The organism is Paenibacillus sp. OT2-17 (assembly GCF_009827695.1).
GTDB classification, from domain to species: domain Bacteria; phylum Bacillota; class Bacilli; order Paenibacillales; family Paenibacillaceae; genus Paenibacillus; species Paenibacillus polymyxa_B.
Window position 1 is genome coordinate 1 of sequence record NZ_WUDQ01000761.1, and the last position, 1,420, is coordinate 1,420.

The 1,420-nt window shown below is 52.7% G+C and carries 1 protein-coding gene; it reads left to right on the forward strand.

Annotation, left to right across the window (positions count from 1 at the left end; genetic code table 11):
- Position 1 precedes the first annotated feature (1 nt).
- Positions 2-1,420: condensation domain-containing protein (locus tag GRP75_RS26890; protein WP_272917249.1), on the forward strand; the 1,419-nt coding region annotated here is incomplete at its 3' end.

Consider the following 1,420-nt stretch of genomic DNA (forward strand, 5'->3'; position numbering starts at 1 on the left):
TTTGCTCATAGCCATTCACCATTTGGTGATAGACGGGGTGTCGTGGCGGATTCTGTTTGAAGATTTCTCGACTGGCTACGAACAGGCGATCAAGGGCGAGTCGGTACGATTGCCCTATAAAACGGATTCCTTCCAAACATGGGCACGGGAGTTGTCGTCTTACGCCAATCGTCCTGCGGAGGCATCGGATGAAGCCTACTGGCAGCAGCTGGAACAGGCCAAAGCGGAAGCGGCGCCGCTGCCGAAGGATTTTGCCTACGAAGGCTCCTTGAATGCAGACAGCGAAGTGCTGACGGTAGAGTGGACCGAAGCTGAAACGGAGCAACTGCTGAAGCAGGCCCATCGCGCCTATAACACCGAGGTCAATGATTTGCTGCTGACCGCGTTAGGATTGGCAATGCACAACTGGACAGGCGCGGGACAAGTGCTAGTGAACCTGGAGGGACATGGCCGGGAAGCGATCTTGCCAGAGGTGGATATAACACGTACGGTAGGCTGGTTTACAAGCCTGTACCCGGTGCTGCTGGATACAGATGTCAACCTGACGCTAGCCCAGTGGATTAAAGAAACGAAGGAAGGTCTGCGCCGGATTCCGTATAAAGGGCTGACGTATGGAACTTGGCGCTACTTGTCTCCTGCGTCCCATGCGTTTGCAGTAGAACCGGAAATCAGCTTTAACTATTTGGGACAGGTCGATCAGGATGTGCAAAACAGTGGAATCACATTGTCATCCTATAGCGCAGGGGAGACAGAGGATGCACATTCACCGTTACTCTACACGCTGGATTTGAATGCGATGATCTCGGAAGGCACGCTGCGCTTGACGATCGCTTACAGTCGTAAGCAGTATCGCAAAGAAACGCTGGAACGTGTGGCGGGACTGCTGCAATCCGCTTTGCAAGAGGTGATTACACATTGTGTCGCTCAGGAACAGTCGGAGCTGACGCCGAGTGATGTGTCCTTCCAGGGTCTGACGACTGGAGAACTGGAGCACATGGCAGCGCAGGCCGCACATATAGGTGAGTTGGAAAATGTATACGCGCTGACGCCGATGCAAAAGGGCATGCTCTTTTACAATCTGATGGACTCACAATCGGAAGCTTATTTTGAACAGGCATCTTTTGATCTGCAAGGACATTTTAACATTGCAGCGTTTGCGGCAAGTTTGGATGTATTGGTGCAGCGGCATACGGCACTGCGCACGAATTTCTACAGCGGCTGGAAGGATGAACCGCTGCAGGTCGTGTACCGCAATAAGCGCAGCGAACTCTATGTGGAAGACCTGCGGGATATGGAGGAAGAGCAGCAAAACGAGTACATCCTCGAATTTACGCGCAAAGACAAGCAAAGAGGCTTTGATCTGGCGCAGGATGCTTTGATGCGTGTCGCCGTTTTGCGCATAGGTGAGGATGCGTACCGT